25 protein-coding genes are annotated in these 23,506 nt (G+C 68.9%); 21 read left to right on the forward strand and 4 right to left on the reverse strand.

What is annotated here, in order from left to right:
* Positions 1-12: 12 nt before the first annotated feature.
* The 14 genes from NX780_RS18950 (at position 13) to NX780_RS19015 (ending at position 13,114) form a co-directional block, all read left to right on the forward strand.
* Positions 13-2,832, forward strand: coding sequence for a formate dehydrogenase subunit alpha (locus tag NX780_RS18950; protein WP_258829439.1), 2,820 nt, complete (start codon positions 13-15; stop codon positions 2,830-2,832).
* Between the two features lie 28 nt (positions 2,833-2,860).
* Positions 2,861-3,544: a formate dehydrogenase FDH3 subunit beta gene (fdh3B, locus tag NX780_RS18955; RefSeq protein WP_258829440.1), complete on the forward strand. Its 684-nt coding sequence runs from the start codon at positions 2,861-2,863 to the stop codon at positions 3,542-3,544.
* A complete protein-coding gene (locus NX780_RS18960; protein ID WP_258829441.1) occupies positions 3,541-3,756 on the forward strand; it encodes a hypothetical protein in 216 nt (71 codons plus the stop codon). Before fdh3B ends, NX780_RS18960 begins: the two co-directional genes overlap by 4 nt.
* 13 nt (positions 3,757-3,769) lie before the next feature.
* Complete coding sequence (locus NX780_RS18965; RefSeq protein ID WP_258829442.1) at positions 3,770-4,873, forward strand: formate dehydrogenase subunit gamma; 1,104 nt, start codon at positions 3,770-3,772, stop codon at positions 4,871-4,873.
* Between the two features lie 16 nt (positions 4,874-4,889).
* On the forward strand, positions 4,890-5,345 hold the full coding sequence (locus NX780_RS18970) for a hypothetical protein (RefSeq protein ID WP_258829443.1): 456 nt from the start codon (positions 4,890-4,892) through the stop codon (positions 5,343-5,345).
* Positions 5,342-5,992, forward strand: a complete 651-nt coding sequence (locus NX780_RS18975) for a hypothetical protein (RefSeq protein ID WP_258829444.1) — start codon at positions 5,342-5,344, stop codon at positions 5,990-5,992. The genes NX780_RS18970 and NX780_RS18975 overlap by 4 nt, the downstream gene beginning before the upstream one ends.
* Entirely contained in the window at positions 5,989-6,429 is a 441-nt protein-coding gene (locus tag NX780_RS18980; protein WP_258829445.1) for a DUF3305 domain-containing protein, read from the forward strand. Before NX780_RS18975 ends, NX780_RS18980 begins: the two co-directional genes overlap by 4 nt.
* An 11-nt stretch (positions 6,430-6,440) precedes the next feature.
* Positions 6,441-6,911, forward strand: a complete 471-nt coding sequence (locus tag NX780_RS18985; protein ID WP_258829446.1) for a DUF3306 domain-containing protein — start codon at positions 6,441-6,443, stop codon at positions 6,909-6,911.
* On the forward strand, positions 6,908-8,575 hold the full coding sequence (locus tag NX780_RS18990) for a 4Fe-4S binding protein (RefSeq protein WP_258829447.1): 1,668 nt from the start codon (positions 6,908-6,910) through the stop codon (positions 8,573-8,575). The genes NX780_RS18985 and NX780_RS18990 overlap by 4 nt, the downstream gene beginning before the upstream one ends.
* A 92-nt stretch (positions 8,576-8,667) precedes the next feature.
* Positions 8,668-10,356: an AMP-binding protein gene (locus NX780_RS18995; RefSeq protein ID WP_258829448.1), complete on the forward strand. Its 1,689-nt coding sequence runs from the start codon at positions 8,668-8,670 to the stop codon at positions 10,354-10,356.
* A 428-nt stretch (positions 10,357-10,784) separates the two neighbouring features.
* Positions 10,785-11,177, forward strand: coding sequence for a GreA/GreB family elongation factor (locus tag NX780_RS19000; protein WP_258829449.1), 393 nt, complete (start codon positions 10,785-10,787; stop codon positions 11,175-11,177).
* Between the two features lie 13 nt (positions 11,178-11,190).
* Positions 11,191-11,559: a nucleotide exchange factor GrpE gene (gene grpE, locus NX780_RS19005; RefSeq protein WP_258829450.1), complete on the forward strand. Its 369-nt coding sequence runs from the start codon at positions 11,191-11,193 to the stop codon at positions 11,557-11,559.
* Between the two features lie 52 nt (positions 11,560-11,611).
* Positions 11,612-12,532: a universal stress protein gene (locus NX780_RS19010; protein ID WP_258829451.1), complete on the forward strand. Its 921-nt coding sequence runs from the start codon at positions 11,612-11,614 to the stop codon at positions 12,530-12,532.
* 333 nt (positions 12,533-12,865) lie between these two features.
* Positions 12,866-13,114, forward strand: a complete 249-nt coding sequence (locus NX780_RS19015) for a hypothetical protein (RefSeq protein ID WP_258829452.1) — start codon at positions 12,866-12,868, stop codon at positions 13,112-13,114.
* A gap of 30 nt (positions 13,115-13,144) precedes the next feature.
* Here NX780_RS19015 and NX780_RS19020 read toward each other — a convergent pair whose 3' ends face one another.
* Together NX780_RS19020 and NX780_RS19025 are read right to left on the reverse strand one after the other, a co-directional pair.
* Positions 13,145-13,756 carry a response regulator transcription factor gene (locus NX780_RS19020; RefSeq protein ID WP_258829453.1) on the reverse strand — a complete coding sequence of 204 codons (612 nt, stop codon included), beginning with the start codon at positions 13,754-13,756 and terminating at the stop codon, positions 13,145-13,147.
* A gap of 3 nt (positions 13,757-13,759) precedes the next feature.
* Positions 13,760-15,355 (reverse strand): sensor histidine kinase, encoded by a 1,596-nt coding sequence (locus NX780_RS19025; RefSeq protein ID WP_258829454.1) that lies wholly within the window; start codon positions 15,353-15,355, stop codon positions 13,760-13,762.
* A gap of 167 nt (positions 15,356-15,522) precedes the next feature.
* On the opposite strand from NX780_RS19025, the gene NX780_RS19030 reads away from it, so the two are divergent.
* The 7 genes from NX780_RS19030 (at position 15,523) to NX780_RS19060 (ending at position 21,126) form a co-directional block, all read left to right on the forward strand.
* A complete protein-coding gene (locus tag NX780_RS19030) occupies positions 15,523-16,176 on the forward strand; it encodes a universal stress protein (protein ID WP_258829455.1) in 654 nt (217 codons plus the stop codon).
* A 103-nt stretch (positions 16,177-16,279) separates the two neighbouring features.
* Entirely contained in the window at positions 16,280-17,143 is an 864-nt protein-coding gene (locus NX780_RS19035) for a FapA family protein (RefSeq protein ID WP_258829456.1), read from the forward strand.
* On the forward strand, positions 17,140-17,805 hold the full coding sequence (locus NX780_RS19040) for an N-acetyltransferase (protein ID WP_370663628.1): 666 nt from the start codon (positions 17,140-17,142) through the stop codon (positions 17,803-17,805). Before NX780_RS19035 ends, NX780_RS19040 begins: the two co-directional genes overlap by 4 nt.
* An 89-nt stretch (positions 17,806-17,894) precedes the next feature.
* Complete coding sequence (locus NX780_RS19045; protein ID WP_258829457.1) at positions 17,895-18,392, forward strand: SET domain-containing protein; 498 nt, start codon at positions 17,895-17,897, stop codon at positions 18,390-18,392.
* 9 nt (positions 18,393-18,401) lie between these two features.
* Positions 18,402-19,592, forward strand: coding sequence for a nicotinate phosphoribosyltransferase (pncB, locus tag NX780_RS19050; RefSeq protein WP_258829458.1), 1,191 nt, complete (start codon positions 18,402-18,404; stop codon positions 19,590-19,592).
* A 252-nt stretch (positions 19,593-19,844) separates the two neighbouring features.
* Positions 19,845-20,588, forward strand: coding sequence for a GAF domain-containing protein (locus NX780_RS19055; RefSeq protein WP_258829459.1), 744 nt, complete (start codon positions 19,845-19,847; stop codon positions 20,586-20,588).
* Positions 20,589-20,676: 88 nt separating this feature from the next.
* Entirely contained in the window at positions 20,677-21,126 is a 450-nt protein-coding gene (locus tag NX780_RS19060; protein ID WP_258829460.1) for a DUF4019 domain-containing protein, read from the forward strand.
* Between the two features lie 14 nt (positions 21,127-21,140).
* On the opposite strand, the gene NX780_RS19065 is transcribed toward NX780_RS19060, so the two are convergent.
* Both NX780_RS19065 and NX780_RS19070 read right to left on the reverse strand, forming a co-directional pair.
* Positions 21,141-22,205 carry an L-dopachrome tautomerase-related protein gene (locus NX780_RS19065; RefSeq protein WP_258829461.1) on the reverse strand — a complete coding sequence of 355 codons (1,065 nt, stop codon included), beginning with the start codon at positions 22,203-22,205 and terminating at the stop codon, positions 21,141-21,143.
* Positions 22,202-23,422 carry a DNA topoisomerase IB gene (locus NX780_RS19070; protein ID WP_258829462.1) on the reverse strand — a complete coding sequence of 407 codons (1,221 nt, stop codon included), beginning with the start codon at positions 23,420-23,422 and terminating at the stop codon, positions 22,202-22,204. The genes NX780_RS19065 and NX780_RS19070 overlap by 4 nt, the downstream gene beginning before the upstream one ends.
* Between the last annotated feature and the right edge of the window lie 84 nt (positions 23,423-23,506).

Consider the following 23,506-nt stretch of genomic DNA (forward strand, 5'->3'; position numbering starts at 1 on the left):
CGGAGAGCCAGCATGTCCCTAGTCAAAGCCACCCGCGACAGCGGGCTGAAACGGCGCCGCTTCCTGGCCGGAGCAGGCGTTGCCGTCGGCGCCGGCGCCCTCGCGCGCCACCTGCCGCTGAACGTGATCGAACCGGCCTGGGCCGACCAGGTCGCGGATGCCCCGGTGCCCACCGAGGTCAAGCGCACCATTTGCAGCCACTGCTCGGTGGGCTGCTCGGTGGACGCGGTGGTCGCCAACGGGGTCTGGGTCCGCCAGGAAGCGGCCTTCGATTCGCCCATCAATATGGGCGCCCACTGCGCCAAGGGCGCCTCGGTGCGCGAGCACGGCTTCGGCGAGTCCCGCCTGCGCTATCCGATGAAGCTGGTGAACGGCAAGTACCAGCGCATCTCGTGGGACCAGGCCATCAACGAGATCGGCGACCGCCTGCTCGAGATGCGCCAGAAGTCCGGCCCGGATTCCCTGATGGTGATCGGCTCGTCCAAGCACAACAACGAGCAGGCCTACCTGCTGCGCAAATGGGTCTCGTTCTGGGGTTCCAACAACTGCGACCACCAGGCGCGCATCTGCCACTCGACCACGGTCGCCGGCGTGGCCCAGACCTTCGGCTATGGCGCGATGACGAATTCCTTCAACGACTTGCACCATAGCAAGGCGGTGATGTTCATCGGCTCCAACCCTGCGGAGGCGCACCCGATCTCGATGCTGCACTTCCTGCACGCCAAGGAGCTGGGCGCGAAGATGATCGTCATCGACCCGCGCTTCACGCGCACGGCGCGCTTCGCCCACCATTACGTGCGGGTGCGCCCGGGGACCGACATCCCCCTGGTCTGGGGCATCCTCTGGCACATCTTCCAGAACGGCTGGGAAGACAAGGAATACATCGCCCAGCGCACCTATGGCATGGAGGACGTCCGCAAGGAAGTCGCCAAGTGGACGCCGGACAAGGTCTCGGACGTTACCGGCGTGCCGGAGGCCTCGGTCAGGATGGCGGCCGAGATGCTGGCCAAGAACCGGCCCTCGTCCGTGGTCTGGTGCATGGGCATCACCCAGCACCACGTCGGTACGGCGAACGTGCGCGCCCTGTCCATCCTCCAGCTGGCGCTGGGCAATATCGGCATCCCGGGCGGCGGCGCCAATATCTACCGCGGCCACGACAACGTGCAGGGCGCGACCGACGTCGGTCCCAATGGCGACTCGCTGCCGGGCTACTACGGCATCGCCGAGGGCGCCTGGAAGCACTTCGCCAATGTCTGGGGCGTCGACTACGAATGGATCAAGTCGCGCTTCGGCTCCAAGGAGCTGATGGAAAAGCCGGGCATCACGGTATCGCGCTGGTTCGATGCGGTCAACGAGGAGAACAAGTACGTCGACCAGCCGAGCAATCTGCGCGCCGTCTTCTATTGGGGCCACGCGCCGAACAGCCAGACACGCCTGCCGGACATGAAGGCGGCCATGCAGAAGCTCGACATGCTGGTCGTGATCGACCCCTACCCGAGCATGACGGCGTCGATGCACGGCCGCACCGACGGCGTCTACCTGCTGCCGGCCGCGTCGCAATTCGAGACCCAGGGTTCGTGCACGGCGTCGAACCGCAGCATCCAGTGGCGCGAGCGCGTCATCCAGCCGCTGTTCGAATGCAAGACCGACCACGAGATCATGTACCTGTTCGCGAAGAAGTTCGGCTTCCACGAGGAACTGTGCAAGAACATCAAGGTGGTGCACAACGAGCCGGTGGTCGAGGACATCCTGCGCGAGATCAACCGCTCCTGCTGGACCATCGGCTACACGGGCTGTTCGCCGGAGCGCCTCAAGCTCCACATGGAGAACAAGCACACCTTCAACCCGACCACCCTGCGCGCCGACGACGGGCCCTGCAAGGGCGACTACTACGGGCTGCCCTGGCCCTGCTGGGGCACGCCGGAGATGAAGCACCCGGGCACGCCCATCCTGTACGACCTGAACAAGTCGGTCGCCGAAGGGGGCCTGCCGTTCCGCGCCAACTGGGGTGTGGAGCACAACGGCGTGTCCCTGCTGGCGGCCGACGGCTCGACCAACAAGGACAGCCAGCTGGACACCGGCTACCCGGAATTCGACCACGTCTTCCTCAAGAAGCTGGGGTGGTGGGCCGAGCTCACGCCCCAGGAGCAGGCCATGGCCGAGGGCAAGAACTGGAAGACCGACTTGTCGGGTGGCATCATCCGCGTCGTCATCTCCCACGGTTGCGCGCCCTTCGGCAATGCGCGGGCGCGCTGCAATGTCTGGAATTTCCCGGACCCGGTGCCCGTCCACCGCGAACCGCTGGCGTCGCCGCGCCGTGACCTGGTGGCCAAGTACCCGACCTACGACGACAAGGCCAATTTCTGGCGCCTGCCGACCCTGTACAAGTCGGTGCAGCAGGTCGACTACTCCAGGGACTATCCGCTGATCATGACCTCCGGGCGCCTGGTCGAATACGAGGGCGGCGGCGAGGAAACGCGTTCCAATCCATGGCTGGCCGAGCTGCAGCAAAACATGTTCTGCGAGATCAACCCGCGCGACGCCGTCCAGATGAACGCCAGGACCGGCGAGTTCGTCTGGGTCGAGACCCCGACCGGGGCGCGCATCAAGGTGATGGCGATGGTGACGGAGCGGGTGCCGATCGGCCTGGTGTGGATGCCTTTCCACTTCGGCGGCTGGTGGATGGGCGAAGACCTGGAACGCCACTATCCGGAAGGCGGGGCACCGGCGGTGCGCGGCGAAGCCGTCAATACGGCCTGGACCTATGGCTACGACGCCGTGACGATGATGCAGGAAACCAAGGTATCGCTGTGCCGCGTGGTACGCGCTTGACGAGAAACGATTCCCAGAGGAGGTCGACATGACCGCGAGGATGAAATTTATTTGCGATACGGAGCGCTGCATCGACTGCAACGGCTGCGTCACCGCATGCAAGAACGAACACGAGACCCCCTGGGGCATCAACCGCCGCAGGGTGGTGACGATCAACGACGGCATCCCGGGCGAACGCTCGGTGTCGGTCGCCTGCATGCACTGCACCGACGCGCCCTGCCTGGCGGTGTGCCCGACCAACTGCATCTACCACACCGAGGATGGCATCGTCCTGCACAGCAAGGACCAGTGCATCGGCTGCGGCTACTGCTACTACGCCTGTCCCTTCGGCGCGCCGCAATTCCCGGAAACAGGCATGTTCAACCACCGCGGCAAGATGGACAAGTGCACCTTCTGCGCGGGCGGGCCGGAACCGGACACCTCGGAAGCGGAATTCAAGAAATACGGCCGCAACCGCATCGCCGAGGGCAAGCTGCCGGCCTGCGCCGAGATGTGCGGCACCAAGGCCCTGCTGGGCGGCGAGGCCAACCAGATCGCCGACATCTACCGCCAGCGTGTCGAGACCCGCGGCTACGGCCCGGAACTGTGGGGCTGGAAGATCGCCTACGGCCGCCCGAAGCGCGGCGGCGAGATCAAGGCGAAGGGCGACCTACCGCGCAGCAACCAGATCGTCGGCGATTCGCAGAACGACCCGGGGAGGTTCCCGCAATGAACAAGCTCCGCTACTGCATGCTTGCGCTACCGCTGCTGCTCGCCGGCTGCCTCGAAGTCGACCAGCATCCGGAGTGGCTGCGCGGCGAATACGCCGGCAAGACCGACCCGCGGCACTACCAGACCCGCTTCCACGGCGACCGCCTGGCCTGGTCGGCGACGATCCAGAACCGCGGCATGAAGCAGAACGAGTACAACCGGGCCAATCCCTGAGAGGAGTATCGCGATGCCTACTTCATCTTCACGCTCCCTCGTTCTGCGCCTGCTGCTTGCGCTGGCGTTCGCCGTGCTGGCGGCTGTCCAGATGCAGGGCGCCCAGGCCGGCGTCCCCAACAAGGACGCCAAGCCCGCCTACGCCGAGGAGCAGACCATGCTCCAGATCGAGGGCGACTCGGTCGTGCCCGAGCCGGGTCTGGCGAATCCCTCGTCCGGCCGGGTGCACATGGACCGCCATTTCCTGGGCCAGTACGGGGCGACGGAAGCGAACGTCATCGTCCAGCGCGGCGGCAATACCTGGCGCCATCTGCGCAACGGCCCGCTCGCGACGATTTCCGGCTTCATCCTGCTGGGCGTGCCCCTGCTCATCTTCGTGTTCTACAAGGGCGTCGGCGCGGACAAGGAAGTGCCGCCGTCCGGACGCCGCATCAAGCGCTTCACGGCTTGGGAACGCCATGTGCACTGGGCCACGGCCTACAGCTTCATCGCCCTGGCCATCACCGGCATCATCATCATGTACGGCAAGAAGATCATGCTGCCCTGGATGGGACACGACCTGTTCTCCTGGTTCGCCATCATCTCGAAATACCTGCACAACTTCGTCGGGCCGCTGTTCATCATCTGCTCGGTGCTGATGTTCATTACCTTCCTGCGCCGTAACTTCTTCAACCGCAACGACTGGCAGTGGGTGAAGCAGGGCGGCGGCCTGGTCTCGCACAAGCACGTGCCGGCCGGCTTCTTCAACGCCGGCGAGAAGGCATGGTTCTGGCTGGGCGTGACCCTGCTGGGCATCGTCATGTCGGTCACCGGCCTGGTGCTGGACTTCGTCACCTTCGGCCAGACCCGCTACGTGCTGCAAGTGGCGAACTACCTGCACATCGCCGGTGCCGCCTGCTACATCGCCGCCGCCATGGGCCACATCTACATCGGCACCTGGGGCACCCCGGGCGCCTACCAGGCCATGCGCGAAGGCACGGTCGACGAAGCCTGGGCCCAGGCCCACCACGCGATCTGGTACGAACAGGTGAAGAACGGCACCGCGACCGATCCGGCCCACCGCCCGCATCCGGACGCACCGCGCGGCCCGGCGCCGCGCCCGGGACCGGCCCATTGAGGAGGCAGGGAACATCATGAAAGCATCGACCATCCTGATCCATGGCGCCGTCGCCGCACTGGCCCTGTTGGCGAGCGGCTGTGATCGCAACCGTACCGAGAGCGTGGGCGGCATCGCGCAGACCAAGTATCCCGGCCAGGTAACGGCCGGCGGGGCGACCAGCGGCACGATCATCGCCCAGACCGCCAAACCCGCCGTCAACGCCACCTATGCCGGCGGCACGCCGGGCATTGCCGGCGGATCCGGCGGGAACACTTCGGGCGCCAATATTGGCGGCGCCACAAGCGAAACCGGACAAGGTCCGAGCGCCGGCGTGACGCCACCATCTGGCGCGCAAACCGGAACCCGCACTCCGCCAGGCGAATATGGCACACCGGCGGCGCCAGCGCCGGGCACGATCGAGGCCCCGGCTGCCACCAACACCGCACCGCAGGCGCCGGCCGGTCGCGGCACCCTGGAGAGCAAGCAATGATGACCACGACACGACTGGCATGCGCGCTGGCCGGCCTGCTGCTGTGCGCGCAGGCCGGGGCCGCGTTGCCCCCGCCGACTCCGGCCCAGCAGCAGGCCGCCGCGGCCAAGAAGGCGGCGGACGAGGCCAAGGCCGCCAAGGACAAGGAACGACTGGCGGCATCGATGGATGCGCTCGCCGCGCGCTGGCGCACGCAGGCGCCGTCGAAGGGCTGGAAGATCAATCCGCCGGTGACGGTCGCGGCCGCGACGCCGGCTGCCGGCGCGCCCCCGAACATGGTGCTCGGCACGCCGGGCACCGCGGCTGGCGGCACCCAGGCGGCCGCCGGCGGCACCGCACCGGGGGCGGCGCGCGCGGCTGCCGCGGCCGGCGCCGTGCCGGTCGGCGTGACGCCGCCCGCGGCCGGCATGCCGGCCGCGCCTCCCGCCAATGCGGCGCCCGGCACGGCCGCGGCCAGCCCGGCCACCGGGGCGGCGCCGCTCAGCCGCCAGGCGCTGAACGCCGCCAACGTCCCGATCAAGAGCGAGAAGCTCGGCACGGCCGCGCCCAGCGAGGACGTCAAGCGCGGACCCACGAAGTCGGTGCCGAAAGGGGTCGGCCCGGCGGTGGAGAAAAAGGCCAGCCCCGAGACGGCGAACAAGCAATGAAGATGGGCAGCATGCCGATCGCGGTGATCATGCAGCGCCGCGCCGTCCAGCACCGCTGGGCCGACGAGGCCTGGGCGGCGGTGGGCGTGGTGCCGGACCGCGGCGGGCTGCCGCGCCTGCAGGTGCTGAGCGAAAGCCTTGATCGCGACTACTATCTGGTCTCGGGCCTGGAACTCGAGCTGTGGACCGACGAGAACGACGGCTACTACGAGAACTGCATGGCGCCGGAATCGAAGATCTTCGTGCTGTGGCGCATGGAGGAGGGCCGGGCCATTCCCGTGCGCGCCTCGGCCAGCTATGTCGAGGGCACCCGCATGTTCGACTCTGGCGAGCAGGCCGACGGCGTGACCATGCCGGCCGAGATCTACGCCTGGGTGGCTGGCTACCTGCGCGAGCACTACCAGCCCAAGCCCCGGCGCGGCCGCCAGCACGGATGAAGGGGGCCTGAATGTCCGAAGAAGGATTCTTCCGGCGCTGGTCGCGCCTGAAGGCGACGGGCGAGGCTGCCGAAGCCAGGCCCGCGCCGGCGCCGGTTCCCGTGCCGGTCGAGGCAGCTGCCCCTGCCGAGCCGGAAGCGCCGGCGCGGCCGCCGCCCACGCTCGAGGACGCCGCGGGCCTGACGCCGGAATCCGACTTCTCCACGTTTGTCGCGAAGGACGTCGACAAGTCGGTGCAGCGCCTGGCCCTGAAAAAACTGTTCGCCGATCCGCACTTCAATGTGGTCGACGGACTCGACATGTATATGAGTGACTACAACAAGGCGTCGCCGATGGCGCCCGCCATGCTGGCTTCGCTCCAGCATGCGCCGGGTCTGCTGGCGCAGCTGCTGGGCGACCGGCGGGACGCCGACAAAGAGGAGGAGGGGCCCGGCGGCAGCGCTGCCGAAGCTTCTTCCCCCATCCAACAAGGGAACACATGAACATCCGATTTACCGAGCATCCACCGATCGACCCGGTCCAGGAAGATCGCAACATCCAGGCGCGCGCCGCCGCCATCGCAGCAAGCGAAGCGATTCCCGTGTTCGAACCATCGGTCACGGTGAGCTACCGCTCCTCCGGGCACACGCTGGTGGTCGGGGCGAGCGAGCATGCGCTGCCCTGGGCCGATCGCCTGGCGGCCGCGCTGCCGGTCGCCGTGCTGCTGCTCGACCAGCAAAACAGCATGCCGGTGCGCCCCTATCCGGTGCACGTGGCGCGCACGGCCGCAGTGGCCGGCTGGCTGGGCGCCTTCGAGGCGCGCTGGCAGGCGCCGGGTCAAGCGGTCCAGCAGGGACGCTTCGACCTGGTGCTCGATCTCAGTCCGAGCCGCCTGATCCCCAGCCACCAGCGCCCGCACGGCTACTATGCGCCGGGCTACGAGGAGGCCGCGCGCGAGCAGGCCGTGCAGGCCATGCTGGACATGGTCGGCGACTTCGAAAAGCCCAAGTATTTCTCGTACAAGGAAAGGACCTGCGCCCACGGCCGCAACGGCGTGACGGGATGCAGCGCCTGCATCGACATCTGCTCGGCCCAGGCGATCCAGGACGACGGCGACCGCATCAAGGTCAATCCCTACCTGTGCGCCGGCTGCGGCGCCTGCTCGACGGTCTGCCCGACCGGCGCGATCAGCTACGCCTTCCCACCGGCCGCCCTGACCGGCAAGCGCATGCAGGCGGCGCTGCGCTCCTACGTTGACGCAGGGGGCAGCGAGCCGGTACTGCTGCTGCACGATCCGGAGCAGGGCGCGGCGCTGCTGGCCCAGCTGGGCGACGCCATTCCCGGGCGCGTCATCCCGCTGGCCCTGCAGCACACCGCCTCGACCGGCATCGACGTCTGGTTCGCCGCCATCGCCTATGGCGCGGCCGGCATCGTCGTCCTGAATACGGGCGAGGAAGCGCCGCAATACGTCGCCGCCCTGGACCAGCAGATGGCGATCGCGCAGTCCGTCCTCGATGGCCTGGGCTACGACGGCCCCCACCTGCAGCTGCTGCGCGCCGGGGCGCCCGAGGAGCTGGCCGTCGCCCTGCGCCACGCCCCGCGCGGGACGGCGCCCGCCGAGCCGGCCGTGTTCCACCTGGCGAACGACAAGCGCAACACCCTCGACTACGCGCTCGAGCACCTGCACCGCCACGCGCCGCTCAAGCCCGAGATGGTCGCGCTGGCGGCCGGCGCCCCTTTTGGCGCCATCGAGGTCGACCGCAAGGCCTGCAGCCTGTGCATGTCCTGCGTCGGCGCCTGCCCCGCCGGCGCGCTGCAGGACGGGCAGGGCGCGCCGCTGCTGCGTTTCATCGAGAAGAACTGCGTCCAGTGCGGCCTGTGCGCCGCCACCTGCCCGGAGAACGCCATCACGCTGCAGCCGCGCCTGTCCTTCCTGGACAGCCGCAAGCAGGCCGTGGTGCTCAACGAATCCCGGCCCTTCCACTGCATCCGCTGCGACAAGCCCTTCGGCACCCTGCAGATGGTCGAGAACATGCTCGGCCGCCTGGCCTCCCACCCGGCCTTCAGCGGCCACCTCGACCGCCTGCGCATGTGCGGGGACTGCCGTGTCATCGACATGATGGCGCCGGAGGGCGAGATGCGGGTGACGGCCCTCAGGCGCGACTGATCCTCGCCGGGTGGCCCTCAAGGCCGCCCAGCGTCTACAATCATGGCAAAATGGCCATGAGCAGCCATGCCAACCAGCGACCAGGAGACACCATGACGCCGACCCAGCGCTTCCTTCACGCGCGCGACTTCCTGCTGCAACACCGCCTCGACTACGAGACCGCCTACCGCGACTACCGCGCCCCCCAGCTGGAAGACTTCAATTGGGCGCTCGACTACTTCGACCAGATGGCCAAGGACAACCACGCCCCCGCGCTGTGGGTGGTCGAAGAAGACGGATCCGAACAGAAGATCTCCTTCGCCGACATGGCGGCGCGCTCCTGCCAGGTGGCCGAGTACCTGCGCCTGTGCGGCGTCAACCGCGGCGACCGGGTGCTCCTGATGTTGCCGAACCGGGTCGAGCTTTGGGAGATCATGCTGGCCGGGATCAAGCTCGGCGCCGTGCTGGTGCCGACCACCATGCTGGTCTCCGGCGCGGACCTGCAGGACCGCCTCGACCGCGGCCGCGTGAAGCACGTGATCGCCCAAAGCTCGGAGGCCCACAAGTTCGCGCACATGCAGGGCAGTTTCACCCGCATCGCGGTGGGCGGCAAGCCCGAGGGCTGGCGCGCTTTCGACGATTGCCGCGACGTGCTTTCGGTCTTCACGCCCGAGGGCGAGACCCGCGCCACCGATCCGCTGCTGCTCTACTTCACCTCCGGCACCACGGCCAAGCCCAAGCTGGTTCTGCACAGCCACCAGAGCTATCCGGTCGGCCACCTGTCGACCATGTACTGGATCGGCCTGCAGCCGGGCGACGTCCACTGGAACATCTCCTCGCCCGGCTGGGCCAAGCACGCCTGGAGCTGCTTCTTCGCGCCCTGGAACGCCGGCGCCACCATCTTCGTCTACAACTACGAGCGCTTTTCCGCCAAGGCCGCGCTCGACACCATCGTGCGCTGCGGCGTGACCTCGCTGTGCGCGCCCCCGACCGTCTGGCGCATGATGATCCAGGAAGACCTCTCGGCTTGGCGGCCGCCGCTGCGCGAACTCGTGGGCGCGGGCGAGCCGCTCAATCCGGAAGTCATCGATCAGGTCGAACAGGCCTGGGGCATCCGCATCCGCGACGGCTTCGGCCAGTCGGAAAGCACGGCGCAGATCGGCAATCCGCCCGGCCAGCCGATCAAGCCCGGCTCGATGGGCCGCCCGCTGCCCGGCTACCGCGTGACCCTGCTCGACATCGACGAGCAGCCGGCCGCGGAGGGCGAGATCTCGCTCAGCCTCGATCCGGCCCCGCTCGGCCTGATGCTGTGCTACGAGGGCGACGAGGAGAAGACCGCGCAGGTCATGCGCGCCGGCCACTACCACACGGGCGACACCGCCACCGTCGACGAGGAGGGCTATTACTTCTACGTCGGCCGCAACGACGACGTGTTCAAGTCCTCGGACTACCGCATCAGCCCCTTCGAGCTCGAGAGCGTGCTGATCGAGCATGACGATGTGCTGGAGGCGGCGATCGTGCCCAGCCCCGACCCGCTGCGCCTGTCGGTGCCCAAGGCCTTCATCACCCTGCGCCAGGGCGTCCTCCCATCGCGCGAGGTGGCGGCCTCGATCTTCGCGTTTGCCCGCGAGAAGCTGGCGCCCTACAAGCGCATCCGCCGCATCGAGTTCCGCGAGCTGCCCAAGACCATCTCGGGCAAGATCCGCCGGGTCGAGCTGCGCCGGGAAGAAGCGGGCAGGGGAGGCGCGCCCGCCCAGGACGGCGGCCTCGAATACCGTGAGGAAGACTTCGCGGCAGGCTAGCCGCGCACGGGGCATGTTGACTAAGAAACCAGCTCGTATATACTGATTCCGTTTCCATCCACGGGCTGATACGAGGTCGACATGCCTTGCATCCATACTGACAGCGCCTTCTTCGCTTCCCGCACGTGCGCAGCACATGCGCGCGCCGCACTGACGCCCTGCCCCTCGCATACCCCCCTCATGCCGGGGCTGAGCGCCTTCCACGCCCGCCTCGCCCAGCGCTCGACGCGCGATCTCGCCTGCCTCTCCTGAGCTCGGCGAGAGGCGGTGAAGCCCAGGCTTCCCGGACTCTCCCGAGCCACTTCCACAAGCATCCGACCCTGAGCCAGCGCGCCCGCGTCGCGCGCGCCGGGGCCTGACTCCTTCTCGTTGGCCAGCCCGCATTGCCCGGCATCGTCCGGCGCATAAAGGGCTGGGAAAGGCATGCCATGTGCACTACACCCTACCTGAGCCAGGAAGACCTGGCCATCCTGAGCGCCTTCGCGCGCGTGCGGGGCGAGGGCGCGCGCGAACTCGCGTCCCTGATCGCGTCGAGCATCCCGCTGCCCGCGACGGAGAAACAGGCGCGCCGCGTCGCGCTCGGCAGCACGGTGCGCTACCGCACGGCGGGCGCGAGCGAAACCCAGGCCATCGTCATCGCCTGTCCGCACGACGCCAATGCCCTGCTGGCGCGCGTCTCGATCCTCACGCCACTGGCCCTGGGACTGCTCGGGCATGCCGAAGGCTGCACGGTCGGGATCGCACTGCCGCATGCGCGCACGCTGCCAATCGACATCGTCGCGGTGCAGCCGCCGTCCAGCCATCTTTGCAATCCACGCTGAAAGGAGAACGACCATGAGCGGATCGAACCATGCCGATGCGCGCGCCTGCGCTCACGAACAACCGGCAGTGCCGGACCCGGTGGCCGCGCCGCGGCAGGACGTCGAGGAGCGCATCGCCCAGGCCGGAAACCGGATCGCCGTGCTCCAGCGCGAGCTCGACGCGGCGCTCGCCGAGCTGGTGCGGGCACGGCGGCGCGCGGAGGCCGATTGCGCCGCCGCCGCGACCTACGGGCACGCGGGCCTGGCCCGGGCCCTGCTGCCGTTCCGGGACGCGCTCGAAGCGGCCCTCGCCGTGCGCACCGACGACGCCACGGCCCTGCGCGAAGGACTGGTGCTGGCCGACCGGCAGCTGGCCGCCGCGCTGGCGCGCCGCCATGACTGAGCCACGGGTCCGGCCCCGGGTGACACCGAACCCATCATCGAGGAGGAAAGCAATGTGTCGCATCGACAGGATTCTGTTAGCCATCAACCAGCATCATCCCGGCCGGGTCGAGCAGCGCGCGGCGCTGCTGGCGCCCCAGCTGGACCTCAAGGCCTTCGACGTGCTGGCCGTGAAGCGCACCGGCGTCGGCGTGCGCGGCGCGACCACGGCCTACAGCCACGTGCAGGTGGACGAGACGGCGCTCAGCGCCTTCGTGGAGGGCGGCAGGCGCGCGCTCGGGCCGCGCCTCTATCCCGACGAACTGGAGAACGTATGGCAGGTGCACCGCGGCCATCCGGCCGAAGTGATCGCCGGCGCCGCCGAACGGGTGCAGGCCGACCTGACGCTGGCGGCCGGCAATGCGCGGCCGCGCCTGCCGTCCTGGGTGCGCTCCTCGCGCAACGCCGACCTGGTGCGGCTGTGCCGCACACCGGTGCTGCTGGTGCACGGCGAGCCGCGCGAGGTCTACCGCACCGTGATCGTGGCCATGGACTTCAGCCGCGCCTCCCTGGCGGCGGCGCGCATGGCGGCGCTGGTTGCGCCGTCGGCGCGCTTCGTCTTCGTGCATGCCTGCGCGCTGCCGGAGGCGCTCCTGATGCGCGAGATGGACCTGCCCGTGCCGGTGCTGCAGTCCTACCGCGAGCAGGCCTGCGGGGCGGGGCGCCGGCGCCTCGACGAATTCCTCGCCCTTTACCTGGCGGACATGCCGACCGGGACGCGCGAGGTGCATGCCGGCCGGCCCCACGCGGTGATCGCCGCCTGCGTACGCCGCCACGGGGCCGACCTCCTGGTGCTGGGGCGGGGCGCGACCCATCCGGGCGCCTGGCTGTCGTGCACCAACGTGATGCACAGGCTGATGGACGAGGGCCTGTGCGACATGCTGGTGGGGCCGGACCGCTTCGGCGACGACGAGGGCCGGCGCCTGGCGGCATGAAGGCGACGGCCCGGCGCGCAGGTCCTACGCGTTTCCCTGATGCGGGGACGCCGCCGCCCATGCGATCATCGCGGACGTGGTCCGGTCCCCGTGCCGGATCACCTCCGATCCAACCCGTTGAGCCCATGCTGCATCTCACTCCTTTCGTCATGTTCCGGATGCGCCGGATGCGAGGCCCCGCCGGCCTCCCGCGTGCTCGGGAAATCCGCCAGGGCGGCCCATGCGGCCGCCCGGCGCATTTCCCGGGCATTCCGGTTCGCGCATACCGGCGCCGCGCCTTCGCGCCGCGCCATGATCGATGATGCCCCTCACGGGGCGAACAGGAGGACAGGCATGACAAGAAACAGGCTGGAAGCGTTCGACCGCGACGCCGCCGTGCGCGCGCAGCAGCGGCTGGAGCGGCGCAGCAGGCGGCGACTCATGAAACACATGGTGGCGCGTAATGCGCAGTGGCGGCGCCTGGCCGCCAGGGCCATGGCGGCCGGGCTGGCCGCGATGGTCGCTACCCACCTGGTGGTGAGCGAGGCGGCCGCGGATGCGCCGGCGCCGCGCGCACAGGCCGGCGTGCTCGAGCAGGCTTGAGGCCCCTGCGCCGCCCTGCGCGGCAGCGCTTCAGCCGACCTGGTTCTGCAGGTGTTGCCGCACCAGGTCGGCGATCGATTCCACCTGCAGCTTTTCCATCACCCGCGATTTGTGCACTTCCACGGTGCGCACGCTGATCCCGAGTTCCGCCGCGATCTCGCGGTTGTGGCGTCCCGCCACCACCAGTTCCATCACCTCGCCCTCGCGCGGGGTGAGGCTGGCGCGCCGCTTCAGGTAGTCCGGGGACGCCCCGCCGCCCTGCGGCCGCGCCGCCGCCCGCGCCAGCGCCTCTTCGATGGCGCTCACCAGTTGCGCCTCCTGCAGCGGCTTTTCCAGGAAGTCCACGGCCTGCGAACGGAAGGCTTCGCGCGCCGAATGCACGTCGCCGTGTCCGGTGATGATCAGGACCGGCAGGCGGCTGCCCAGTTCCACCAGCTTCTTCTGCAGCGCCAGGCCATCCATGCCGGGCATCCGGATGTCCAGCAGCAGGCACCCGGCGGCGTCCGGGTTCCAGGCGCGCAGGAAGCTTTCGGCGTCGGAAAAGAAGGCGCTCCGGTAGCCGTGCAGGCTCAGGAGCAGGCCGAGCGCGTCGCGCACGGCGGCGTCGTCGTCGACGATGTAGACGGTAGGGGTGGCGGACATGCGCTAGCTCCTTTCTCCGGCATCGAGCTGTGCCGGCAGCGTGATTTTCAGGATGGCATGCGGCCCCGGCTCTACGCCGAGGGCGCCGCCATGGGTTTCGACGATGGAGCGGCTGATCGCCAGGCCCAGGCCCAGGCCGCTCGACTTGAGCGAGATGAAGGGTTCGAACAGGCGCGCGCGGATCTTGTCCGCGATGCCGGGGCCGTTGTCGGCGATGCGGATCCAGATCCAGGCGCCGTCGGTGCCGGCGTCCACGGCGATGCGCCGCTCCTGTCCTTGCGGCATCGAGGCCACGGCCTGGAGCGCGTTGGACAGCAGGTTGCGCAGCACGATGCCGAGCTGGACCCGGTCGCCCAGCAGGCAGGCGGGAGGCAGCTCGCCCGTCTCCAGGCGCACGCCCTCGCGTTCGGCCTGCGCCGCGAAGGAGTCCAGCGCTTCCGTGAGCAGCTCGGGCAGGGAGAGCTTCTCGAGGGCCGTGGTGCCGGTGCGGAAGAACTCGCGCAGGCGTTTCAGCACGTCCGAGGCGCGCTGCGACTCGGCGACCATGGCGCGCACGGTCTTGTGCAGCAGCGCCGCATCGGCGGCGCCGCCGCCCATTTCGCGCTGCAGCAGGCGCTCGCAGGCGCTCCCGTAGATCGACAGGGCCGTCAGCGGCTGGTTCAGTTCGTGCGCGACGGCGCCGGCCATCTCGCCCGCCGTGGCCAGGCGCAGCGAATGGCGCAGCTCGTGGCTGGCGCGGCGCGCGAGGTCGACGGCGATGCCGATCAGGAAGCCGGACAAGGTCAGCGTCAGCACCAGCATCTGCACGTTCGGCATCTGCGCCGGGTAGGCGATCGGGCGCAGCGCGGCCACCGTGACGCCGATCTCGAGCACCAGCGCGGCGGTGACGGCGCCGGCCATGCCCTGGCGCGCGGCCGACCAGGCCAGCGGCAGGATCAGCAGGTAATAGGCGAGCGATTCGGGCGCCGGCCGCTGCAGCGCGACCGCCAGCACGGCGGCCATTAGGCCGATGTAGGCGGCGGTCTCGCGGCGCGCGATGCGGCCCAGGTAGGCGGCGCGCAGTTCCTCGTCGAGGAGGAAGCGGCACACCGGCACCATCACCAGCATGCCCGCAGTTTCCGCGATCGCATAGCGCGCCACCACGTCGAGCCAGGGGCGGCTCGCGAAGCCTGCCGGCGCATGCAGCATGCTGGCATAGGCGACGGCGCCGAGCAGACTGCCGAGCGTGGCGAACGCCAGCCAAAGGAGCAGGCCGCCGTGGCCCGCATGGAAGGCGTCGCCCGGCAGGAAGCGGCGCATCGCGGCGCCCACGGCCAGGTAGATCGGCAGCGGCAGCAGGCCGGTCAGCAGGGACAGGCCCGGCTGCGCGGGGAGGGCAGGGGTGATGGTGGCCGCCAGCACGGCCGCCAGGGCCAGCAGCGGCGCCGCGCCCAGGCCGCGGCGCAGGACCAGGTAGAGGGCCAGGCCCGCCGCCGGATGCCAGACCGGGGCGATGGTCTGGTAGCGCGCCTCGGGGCCGCTGATCACGTCGAGGGCGATATAGGCAAGGCAGAATGCGCCGGCGAGCCAGACGGCCCGCACGGCACGCAGTTCGAACATCTCGGATTCCTCGGGGAGCGCCCGGTAAGCGGCGGGGGCATTGCTTGGGTAAGGATTTTCCTTACGCGGGCCACGGATGTGGCGTCTATCGGGTACTCATTATACTGAAGACATCATGCCTGCGTCGGTCTCGGGCCGGCAGCGTATCGACCATCGGGGAGATCGACGTGTGGAAGCACAGCCATGCCCTGGCATCGCGGGATGCGATTCCTGCAGGCCTTGCGGCAATCGCGCCCGCCGCCATGGCGGTGCTGGACTGGGAGCATGCGCCCCCCCAACTGGCCCTCCATAACCTGCTGCGCGCACAGGCTTTGCTGTGCGCGGACGGGCGGCCGGTCCTGCTGCGGCGGCGGCCGGCCCCGCACCTGCCCCGCCATGCCCTGTTTCCGGGCGACTTCTCGCCAGCTTCGCTGGCCCTGCTGCGGCTCGCGATGCGCGCGCTGCCGCATGCGCGCTTCACGCTGCTGCACCTGAGCCGGGCCAGCGGCGACGGCTACCTGCAGGCTGCCGGCGTCGGAGACGACGCGGTCGAAGCGTGCCGCCTCGGCGCCGAACGCCGTGCGCGCCTGGCCGCGCGCCATCTCGCCGTCCAGGCCGCCCACCCCGGCATCCTGATCGAGATCCGGGCCTTGCGCCAGCCCTGGCCTGGCGCCGTCGCCGCGCTCGCCCGCGCGCGCGAAGCCGACGTGCTGGTTGTGGAAGGCAGCTGTGGCGGATGGTTGGCGCGGCAACTGCGCCAGGCGCGCCTGTGCGCACTGCTCTCGCAGACCGCCTGCGATGTGCTGCTGCTGACGACGGAGCAGGGCGCGGCAGCTGTATAAGGGAATCCCCTACGCGGGCGGGCGAATAGGCAGGCCCTTCGTTTTCTCCGATACTGCCGCCCGACCCGCAAGGCGCGACACTGCGCGCATTACTTCGATTGCCATGGACCTCAACAAGAACTTCATCAAGACCAAACGACCCTGTGCGGAAGGCTTCCGCTGGTTCCTCAAGCACCATGCGCAGGGAAGCGACTACCAGCCCCTGCTCGACGCCCTGGTGGCCGACGGCCGGGTGGACGACGCCTGCTGGCTGCTGGCGCAGTTCGGCCCGAGCGACGCGGTGCTGGAGGTCGACGCGATCGACGCCGCCGCGCTGGTGTTCGCCGGTTCGCTCGAGGTGCGCGGCAATATCGAGGTCGACGGCATCCTCACGGCCGGTGGCGCGATCCGTGCGGGCGGCGGCATCCGCGCCGGGACCAGCATCGCGGCCGGCGACGACATCCGTGCGGGCGGCGGCATCCAGTGTTCCGGCACGCTCGAATCCGGCGGGAACGTCGACGCGCGCTGGGGTATCCATGTGCTGGGCAGCATGCGCGTGCGCGGCGACCTGAAGGCCGGCTGGGACATCGCCTGCGGTGGCGCGCTGGCTTTGGCGGGCGACTGCGGCGCCGGCCACGAGATCGTGCTGGGCGGCCCCGCGCGTGCCGGCAAGGGCCTGCGTGCGGGCGGCGCGCTCACCTGTCGGGACGCCTTGCGCGCGGGGCGCGGCATCGAATCCGGCGAGAGCATCGAGAGCGCCGGCCACCTCGAAGCCGACTGGGGCATCCGGGCCGCCGGCGCCATCGTCGCAGGCGGCGCGATCCGCGCGGGCGAAAGCCTGCTGGCCGGCGGCGAGATCCGTTCCGGCGCCGGCTATGGCGTGTACGCGGGCCTGGCGGTGCGCCAGGAGTGCTGGGAGAGCAGCGCCCTGGTGCGCGCCGGCGCACGTCCGGCGCGCCTGCTGAGCGGCCACTGGGCAGGCACGTGAAGGCCGCCGTTGCCTTCCCGGGCCTGCCGGCGCTGCCGCCCTGGCCCGGCTGGCGCTGGCGCCGGCCGGCCGAGCTGCGGATCGACGTCGTGCACCGCCCCGAGGAGCTGGAGCGGGAACTCGAGGAACTGTACCGGCGCATGTGCCGGCCAGGTGAGCGCCTGCACGGGATGGCCTGCGTGGCGGTCGGCCTGCCCGGCCTGGTGTTCCGCCATCGGGAGGCCGATGGCGAGCATTACGTGTACGCGGAAGATCCGGCGCGGCGCCGCCTGGCCGGCTACACGGTGTTCAACCGCCTGGTGGAGCTGGACCGGCGCGCCGACCGCATCCTGCGCGCGCCGCATTCGAAATATGCGCAGGGCTACCAGCGGCGCGGGATCGCCAGCGCCGTCTACCGCTGGTGGCTGGGGAGAGGGAACTGCCTGATCAGCGGGGCGCGCCAGTCGGCCGGCGCGCACGCCCTGTGGCATGCGCTGGCGCGCGAGCGCGCCCTGGTCTGCGTGGAGCTGCGCGACAGGCGGCTGCGCTACCTGCCGCAGGACGCATCGCCCGGCCTGCGCGACGACCTCCATACCCGCATGATCCTGCTCGGAGAAGGCTGGAGCCTGACCGGGCTGGCGGCCTGCGCGGGCCTCTGCGGGGTCGATCCGGCGTTGCGCTAAAGTGTGCGGCACGCGGCCTGCGATTCGCCTCATAATAGCAGTTCGACAATCACAGGCGGCCCGAGGCCCCTCGACCACACAAGGACGCAATGAGCACCACGACCCGCGAGGCCGCCGGCCCCGCCTACGAAGTTCGGAAGTCTCCCGTCCATGGCAACGGCGTGTTCGCGCTCAAGCCCATCGGCGCGGGCGAACGCATCATCGAATACCGCGGCGAGCGCATCACCTGGGACGAGGCGACCGAGCGCGCGGCCAGGGCCGGTGGCCCGATCAACCACACCTTCTACTTCACCCTGGCCGACGGCCGCGTGATCGACGGCGGCAGCCGCGGCAACGCGGCGCGCTGGATCAACCATGCCTGTTCGCCCAACTGCGAAGCCTTCGAGGACGAGGGCAGGGTCTACATCCACGCGATGCGCGACATCGAGCCCGGCGAAGAACTGAACTACAATTACGCCCTGATCTACGACGAGCGCCACACGCCGGCCCTCAAGAAGCTGTTCGCCTGCCGCTGCGGCACGCCCGGCTGCACCGGCACCATGCTCGCTCCGAAGAAGAAAACGAAAAAGAAAAACGCCACCGCCTGAAGGAACAGCATGAAGCACGTCGTCCGCAGCCTCCTGGAAACCGATCTGTACAAGTTCACCATGTGGCAGGCCCTGATGCACAGCCATCCGGGCGCGAACGGCGAATACGAATTCCGCTGCCGTAACGAGCCGGCCTATCCGCTGGCCGAGCTCAAGGAAGACGTCGAGCGCGAGCTCGACCACCTGTGCGAGCTGATGTTCACGGAAGACGAGGTGGCCTACCTGCGCGGCCTGCGCTTCATCAAGAGCGACTTCGCCGACTTCCTCACGCTGTTCCGCTTCCAGCGCAAGTTCATCCAGGTGTCTACAAGCGGGCCCCACCTGCGCATCCACGCGGCCGGCCCGCTGGTGCACGTGATGGGCTTCGAGATCTTCGTGCTCTACATCGTCAACGAGCTCTACTTCCGCCGCTTCGACCAGGAGGCGGCCATCGTGGAGGCGCGGGTGCGCCTGAACCAGAAGATCGCGGAGCTGCGCGCCTTCGAGGCCGAGCCGAAGCGCGCCACGCCCTTCGAGTTCTTCGACTTCGGCGTGCGCCGGCGCTTTTCCGGCGAATGGCACGACGAGGTGGTGGCGACGCTGGCGCGCGAGCTGCCGCAGTTCTTCAAGGGCACGTCGAACGTTTACCTGGCGAAGAAATACAATCTGGTGCCGATCGGGACCATGGCCCACGAATACCTGCAGGCCTACCAGGGCTTCGGCGTGCGGCTGGTCGACTTCCAGAAGGCGGCCCTGGAAGACTGGGTGCAGGAATACCGGGGCGACCTCGGCACCGCGCTCACCGACGTGGTCGGCATGAACGCCTTCCTCAATGACTTCGACCTGTATTTCACCAAGCTCTTCGACGGCCTGCGCCACGATTCGGGCGATCCGGTGGAGTGGGGCGAGAAGGCGCTGGCGCACTACGCCCGCCTGCGCATCGACCCGCGCACCAAGCGCCTGGTGTTCTCGGACGCGCTCACGGTGCCGAAGGCGCTCATGCTGTACCGGCACTTCGCCGACCGCACCATGCTGGGCTTCGGCATCGGCACCAAGCTGACCAACGACACGCCTTACCCGGCCCTGAACATCGTCATGAAGCTCACCCGCTGCAACGGCCAGCCGGTGGCCAAGCTGGCCGACACGGCCGGCAAGTCGATGTGCACCGACGAGACTTTCCTGGCTTACCTGCGCCAGGTGTTCAACCATCCCGGCGAATAATCCCGACCTGCCAGCGTTCCCGCGGCCCCGCCATGCCGGAGGCCGCCATTTCCTGTCGCCGTCGTGATCCTGAACCGGCATTGACCTGCGAAACAGATTTGTGCAAATCGATTGTTTTTGCTCGCAATAAATTTCTTTTTGTTAATGAAATTTGACGGAAATGTGTATATCAGAACACTTTCGCTAATACAAGCATTTTCGATGAGGGATTTCGGCAAATCGGCTATACTATGTAAATAGATAGGATCGCAAATGCAGAGCAAGATCATCGAAGAGGACCCAATCCTGACCACCAGTGCCGCGGCGAGGATGCTGGGTGTCGCGACCAGCACCGTGCAGCTGTGGATGGAGAGCGGCGCCATCCCTTCGTGGAAGACACCGGGCGGCCACCGCCGCACCCGCCAAAGCACGATCCAGGCGATGATCGAGCGCGCAGGCCCCCTGTCGGGTTCCCTTTCCGGCGAATCCACCCCGCCCGTGCTGGACGATCCCGAATTTCTCCTGAGTGGCAAGGAAACCTGGCCAGCATCCGGCGACGAGGCGCGCCGCCTGGCCGCCCTGGCCGCGACCGGCCTGGTCGACAGTGCGCCGGAAGAGCGCTTCAACCGCATCGTGCGCCTGGCCGCCACCGTGACCGCTTCGCCGATCGCCCTGGTGTCGCTGCTGACGGCGCGCCGCCAGTGGTTCAAGGCCCGGGTCGGCCTCGGGCCCCAGGAAACCCCGCGCGAATGGGCTTTCTGCTCGCATGCGATCCTGCAGGATGCCCCCTTCATGGTCGAAGACGCCGCCACCGACGAACGCTTCCGCGACAATCCGCTGGTGCTGGCCGAACCGCATATCCGTTTCTACGCCGGCGTGCCGCTGCGCGACCGCTCAGGCATGCCGATGGGCACCCTGTGCGTGATCGACCGCGAGCCGCGCCGCCTGCGCAGCGCGGAACTGCAGGCCCTGTGCGACCTGGCCGACATCGCATCAAGCGAGATCCAGGCCAAGTAAGACCCGTGACAAAGCGCGCATCTTGCGCGCCTTGTCTTCGGCTATGCTCGGGGCTGTCCTTCACTTTTTTCAGATACCGGAGACCACCATGCGCCTGGCTGCCGTCCTCTTGTCGCTCACCGTTTTCGCCATGCCCGCCTCCGCCCAGGAGGAAGCCCAGGATGCGGCCAGGGACAGGGCCGCGGTCACCAATGCGACGGATGCCGCCATCAAGGCGGCCGGCGCCTGGCTCGCCGTCCTCGACGCGGGAAAGTACGGGGAAAGCTGGAGCGAAGGTGCAGCCGCACTGCGCGCCGCGGTGACCCAGGCCAAATGGGAAGAGGGGCTGCGCGCGGTACGCGCCCCCGTCGGCGCGGCCGGCGCCCGCACCCTGACGCGCTCCCAGTACACCCGCGCGCTGCCGGGCGCCCCGGCCGGCGAATACGTCGTCCTGCAGTACAGCACCGACTTCGCCGGCAAGCCCGGCGCCGTCGAGACGGTGGTGCCGATGCGCGAGGCGGACGGCACGTGGCGCGTCTCGGGCTATTACATCAAATGAGCATCAAGTAGGCCTCACAATCCTTCACCGCGCAGGCGCCACAGCTGGGTCGGCAGGGCGGGCGGCGCGTCCGGCTTGAAGAAGGCCGAATCCTGGATGTGCGAGGTGGTGACGTAGATCGTCCCGTCCGGGCCCTGGGTGAAGGTGTCGGGCCAGCGCAGGCGCGCATCCTGCACCAGGATGCGCGGCTTGCCGCCCGGGCCTTCGTCGAGGTCGCGCACCTTGACCGCATCATCTTCCACGGCGCTGAGCAGCATCTTGTTGGTCCCCCGCGGGATCAACAGGCCGTCGGAGACACCGTTGATGCCGAACTCCTCGACCTCGCCGCCCACGTCTTTTCCGCCCATCCCTTTGCCGCACAGGACGTCGGTGGCGATGCGGTACAGGGTGTCGCCCTTGATCGCCTGCCAGTACAGCCAGCGGCCGTCATCGGACAGTGCGATGCCGTCGGCCGAGAATTCCACCCCACGCCCGTCCGGGCGGCGCAGCTCCTTGCCGTCGGCCTTCACGTCCAGGCCCTTCTTCATCTGGGTCGAGGGGTGGCCGTCGAGCAGGCGCGCGACATTGCCGCTTTCGAGGTCGACCACCAGGATGGCGCCGACCACGCCGGAATCGGTGATGAAGGCGTGCTTGCCGTCGTTCGAGAAGCGCACGTCGTTCAGGTAGGAGCCTTGCGGGGCCGCGTCCTCGTCGAAGGCGATGCTGCGCTTGACCTTGTCGCTGGCCAGGTCGATCTGCACCAGCTTGGCGCCGCCCGACACCAGGTGGGCCTGGGCCGGCGCGGCCGGGTCCAGCACCCACAGGCTGCCGCGGCCATCGGCCACGATGCTCTGCACGCAGACCCAGCCCTTGGCGGGGTCCAGCTCGTCCTTGCGGGCATTGCGCCAGGCGTTCCAGTCCGCGTCCGGGTAGGGACGCAGGCTGCCGTCGGCCTTTAGCTCGGCCACCGAGACTTCCGTGTCCTCGGTCCAGCGGGGGAAGTTGACGAAGATGCGCTTGTCCTCGGACACCGTGACGCCGGTGACCTGGTGTTCGAAGGCGGCCACCTGTTCGATGGTCCATTGCGGTGCATTGCTCATGCTGCTCCTCTCATGGCTTGGGGCGCGGCACCGCCGGGAGCGCGGGCGCTTTTCTTCGCGGCGGGGCGCGCCGGTTTCGTGGTCTTTCCGTTCGCCTTGCCGTTAGCCTTGCCGTTCGCCGCGGCTTGCTCCTGCTCGTGGCGCAGGCGCTGCTGCAGCATGGCCAGCACCGCGGCCTCCTCGGGCTGCAGGGCGTGCAGGTCCTGCTTCAATTCCTCTTCGGTGCGTTCGCGCAGCACTTCGAGCACGGCGCCGTCCAGGTAGGCGTCCAGCACCACCGGGTGCACATAGCACTTGCGGCAGACAGAAGGCGTGTTGCCGAGCTTCTCGGCCACCGACTCGATCGCGCGCACGATGTTCTTCTTGGCCTGGGCCTCGGAATCGAACTTTTCGAATTCCTGCAGGGCCAGCGCGGCCAGCACGGTGCCGGACCAGGTACGGAAGTCCTTGGCCGTGTAGTCTTCGCCGGTGATCGCACGCAGGTAGTCGTTGACGTCGCTCGAATCGATGCTGTGGGTCTCGCCATCGTCGTCGATGTACTGGAACAGCTCCTGGCCGGGCAGGTCGCGCGAGCGCCGGATGATGCGCGCGAGGCGCCGGTCGTGCACCTTGACCTTGTGGTAGACCCCGCTCTTGCCCCTGAAGCTGAACTCGACATCGCTGCCGTCGACCTTCGCGTGGCGGTTGCGCAGGGTGGTGAGGCCGAAGGACTTGTTGGTGCGGGCGTATTCCTCGTTCCCGACCCGCATCATGGTCGCTTCCAGCAGGTAGACGATGGTGGCCAGCACCTTTTCGCGCGGCAGTCCGGGGAGGCCGAGAGCGCGGTCGACTTCCGCCCGGATCTGGGGCAGGGCCTGGCCGAAGCTGATCATGCGTTCGTACTTCACCTCGTCGCGCACGGCGCGCCATTTCGGATGGTAGCGGTACTGCTTGCGGCCCCTGGCGTCGCGCCCGGTGGCTTGCAGGTGGCCATTGGCCTGGGGGCAGATCCACACCTCCGTCCATGCGGGCGGCACCACCAGCGACTTGATGCGCGCCAGCGTCGCCTCATCCTCGACCGGCTCGCCGCGCGCGTCGAGGTAGACGAAGCCGTCGCCCTTCCTTTCGCGGCGGATGCCGGGGCGGTCGTCGTGGACGTAGCGCAGCCCGGCGGCCCTGGCGGCGGCGGGCGGGTCGGTAAGTGGCGTGTCGGCGCTGGCCTGGTCTTCGCTGTGCATGGTGGCTTCCTCGTATTCTCTGCGCCCGATGCTACGCCGAACGGGAGTGGCGCACCGCTCGCTTGCGCACGTGTGCGCCGTAGG

Origin of the sequence: Massilia agri, assembly GCF_024753255.1 — a bacterium.
GTDB classification, from domain to species: domain Bacteria; phylum Pseudomonadota; class Gammaproteobacteria; order Burkholderiales; family Burkholderiaceae_D; genus Telluria; species Telluria agri.